Annotated in this window: 3 protein-coding genes; all 3 read right to left on the bottom strand. The window is 47.8% G+C overall.

Going from position 1 to position 3,735, the window contains the following annotated elements:
• Positions 1-1,747, bottom strand: a 1,747-nt coding sequence (locus OH31_RS11425) for an MCP four helix bundle domain-containing protein (protein ID WP_036299207.1), incomplete at its 3' end; no start/stop codon positions are given.
• 230 nt (positions 1,748-1,977) lie between these two features.
• Complete coding sequence (locus OH31_RS11430) at positions 1,978-2,202, bottom strand: hypothetical protein (RefSeq protein ID WP_019882307.1); 225 nt, start codon at positions 2,200-2,202, stop codon at positions 1,978-1,980.
• A gap of 168 nt (positions 2,203-2,370) precedes the next feature.
• Positions 2,371-3,735: methyl-accepting chemotaxis protein (locus tag OH31_RS11435; RefSeq protein ID WP_024930834.1), on the bottom strand; the 1,365-nt coding region annotated here is incomplete at its 5' end.

Genomic DNA, 3,735 nt, shown 5'->3' on the forward strand with positions numbered 1-3,735 from the left:
TAATCGTTTCAACCGCTTCTGATACCGCAATAATCGGTTCTACGATCATATCCAGGGTGTTGTTCACACCTTCGATAATCTTGCGGAAATCACCGTTGTGTTTATCCACATCAGCTCGTACGGTAATGCGGCCTTCTTTAGACGCTTCTGCCAGCATGCTGGTATCGGCCACCAACGCGTTCACCGCTTCAATGCTGGTGTTCAGGTTGGTAATGATCTGGCTGTAATCGCCTGGATAATGTTCAGAAATTGTCGCTGGAATATGGCCTTTAGCGATATTGTCCAGGTACTCTGAAGTCACTGTCAGAGGTTTGACCACTGCATCCAGTGTGCTATTCAGGCCTTCAATCACTTTACGGAAGTCACCATTATGCTGATGCGTATCGGCACGGGTAGACAGCTGGCCATCTTGCGCGGCTTGTGCCAGTTTATTGGCATCGGCCACCAAAGCGTTCACTGCACCAATACACGTATTGAGGTTGTTAATGATCAGGCTGTAATCACCCTGATATTGCTCTTGAATACGCGCTGGAATCACGCCTTTGGCAATGTTGTCCAGGTAACTTGAAGTCACATTCAATGGTTTCACCACCGCATCTAATGTGCTGTTCATGCCTTCGACAATCGCACGGAAATCACCTTGATGCTTGCTCGCATCAGCGCGGGCAGACAAATTACCTTCAACCGCAGCATGTGCCAGTTCGTCGGCATCGCTCACCAGGCGTTTGATATTGCTACGTACCTGCTCAATCGCCTCATTCACAAAGGCCTTCTTGCCTGGGAACTGCTCCAGCGGCACATCCAGATTACCCTCACCAAATGCTTTTACCACTTCAATGGCACTGCGGTTCATTGCAATGTGACCAGCCACCATTTTATTGATGCCTGCGGCCATTTCAGAATAACCACCTTTAAAGCGTGTTTGATCAACGTTGCAATCAATATCGCCTTCATCATGCTGCTGGCTCACGTAATTCAAGGATTGCACCAAGCCATCCAGTGTGCGTTGCAACACACGGATAGAATAAGCCACGCTGGACTTGTCATCTTCAGGCAAGGTGATTTTCTGGTTCAAATTGCCTTCAACAAAGTTGCGGGCAATCACGGTTAATTCAGACGGTTCCATGCCCAATTGCTTGAACATATTACGCTTGATGTAAATCCCAATGGAAACCACTACGGCGAATGCAGCAAGTGCAATCGCAATCAACATAAAGATGGCGGTTTGTTTCACCGCAGCGGCTTGTTTGGCACTGTCTTTAGCCAGCTTATTATTAAACTGTCTGTGCTCGCGAATGGCTGTTTGTACGCCTTCAATCACCGCCTGGTTCGCCAGCAAAGCATCTCTGGCCTCTGTTTTCTTGTTAGAAAGCGAAAGGGTCAAGGTATTGCTACCCAAGACATCGTAAGCTTTAATCGCCTCGTAATCTTTACCCAAAAACTGCTTATCCTGCGGATCGCTGATAAAGTTGTCATAGCGCTTTAATGCGGCCATCAGTTTGCCGTGGGTCTCAGCCACTTCTTTTTCGATGATCTGCATTTTCGCATTGTCTGTATTCAGCATATGCTGCCAAATCAGGCTATTCAACTTTTCAAATTCACTCAGCGTATCATCTAGAATCTCGATACTCGGCGCGGCCATTTCATTGGCGAAATTGGTGTATTTAAACACCCGGTCTGTTTGGAAATAACTCACTCCCGCCAGCAGGAACAACCCCAAAGCTGCGACGGCAATCAGAATGTACATTCTCTTAGCAACACTCATAATTTAGACTCCTAAATCCATTTTTAAACTTTATAACCTTTTTGGCTTTCTTATATTTTCGGTTATCAATCTGGCAAACTAAACATTAATAAAGAAGCTTTTCATCTCTCTGTTTTCGCTCAAGTTTTCACCTGCCCTGCCGAGTATCCAGTATGAAAAATCATAAAAAATCCCCCTACGTTCAGGGGGATTCGCTGACTGAAAAAAGTCGATTATTTCTTCGCTTTTGAAGCGTCTGCAACTTCTACTTTTTTCTTGGCAGCACCGGCCTCTGCAACTGCGTCGCCTTTCATATGTGAAGAAGTCAGTTCAGCACTGCCCTCTTCATAACAAACGCGACCCATCATCGAAACGGTACATACTTCAGCGGCAAAAATCGGCGCCGAAAAAGCGGATAACGCAACGATAGTCAGGGCTGTGTTCAAAGTTTTTTTCATAAAGTCTCCATACAATTTAACAGGGAATAACAGTGGTTATTCTTTACCACTTAGTTACTTTTACGACGCTTCCAGCCGTTTCTTTAGCGACAAACAGGCGTTTTAACAGTTTAGTTACAATAAAAAAGCCGACTGCTTTACAGTCGGCTTTTTTTCATTCAAACCTCGCTAAAACTCTTCCCAATCGCCATCATCGGTACCCGTTTTCTTAAAGGTACTGGCCATGGTATGCCTGGCTGCTGGCGGAGCATTACCGCCACCTCCGGAGAGGACCCTGGACAAACTCTCAATCGCAGTATGTGTGTCTTTCGACCGCCTGGAGAAGTCACCGCCTAGCAAGAACTTGGCTTTATCCATATTTCTCGCTGCGACAGAGGCTAGAATGTCACCGACACTCTGGTGAAAGTCCGCGTGCGCATCTTTCAAATCTCGATACTCCTTGCGGTGGCTGTGTTGCTTGCCTTCGCCATATATCCATTTACCCAAGTCGCATTTATGATCACTGGCCGCATCGGCATGGTTAATAGGCTCTTTTTGTCGCCCATTCATATAGTCTATCAGCCGTGTTTTCCATTGTGCATGTGCCTTATTGGCGTCATCCAAAGAGAACTTTTTTGCGACGGCTCCTCCATGGGCACCGGGAAAACTTGTGACTGATTTTGCTGGTGCATGATAATGCTGGGCTGCACTTCTTGAATGGCTACTCGCACCACGTCCTTCCAGTTTAAACTGGCTAATGGCTGCCGTGAGCTGGTTGGCCTGATCGACCAGAGATTCAGCCGCCGCAGCTGCTTCCTCCACCAAGGCCGCATTCTGCTGCGTGGTTTCATCCATGCTGGTCACAGCCTGGTTCACTTGATCAATACCTGTCGTTTGCTCGGTAGATGCCGCGGAGATCTCGCTGATGATGTCGGCCACACGTTGTACTGAAGATACCACTTCGTCCATGGTGTTACCTGCATTCTCTACCAGCTTGGTGCCTTCTGTGGTTTTATTCACAGAGTCTGTGATCAGCTCTTTAATCTCTTTCGCTGCACTGGCTGAACGTTGGGCCAGGTTACGTACTTCACCCGCTACTACCGCAAAGCCACGGCCCTGCTCACCCGCTCTTGCTGCTTCTACCGCTGCGTTCAACGCCAGGATGTTGGTCTGGAACGCAATACCGTCAATCACCGAGATGATGTCCTCGATCTTTTTAGCACTTTCGTTGATCGCACTCATGGTGGCGACCACTTCGTTCACTACTTCACCGCCTTTGACAGCAACACCTGAAGCAGTCAGTGCCAGCTGGTTCGCCTGTTTGGCGTTCTCAGCGTTTTGTTTCACGGTAGAGGCTAACTCTTCCATGCTCGCCGCCGTTTGCTCCAGGCTGGATGCCTGTTGCTCAGTACGCGCTGACAAGTCAGAGTTACCACTGGAGATTTCATTCGCTGCGGTAGTAATCGTTTCAACCGCTTCTGATACCGCAATAATCGGTTCTACGATCATATCCAGGGTGTTGTTCACACCTTCGATAATCTTGCGGAAATCACC

Origin of the sequence: Methylophilus sp. OH31 (genome assembly GCF_000576615.1) — a bacterium.
Lineage (GTDB): Bacteria > Pseudomonadota > Gammaproteobacteria > Burkholderiales > Methylophilaceae > Methylophilus.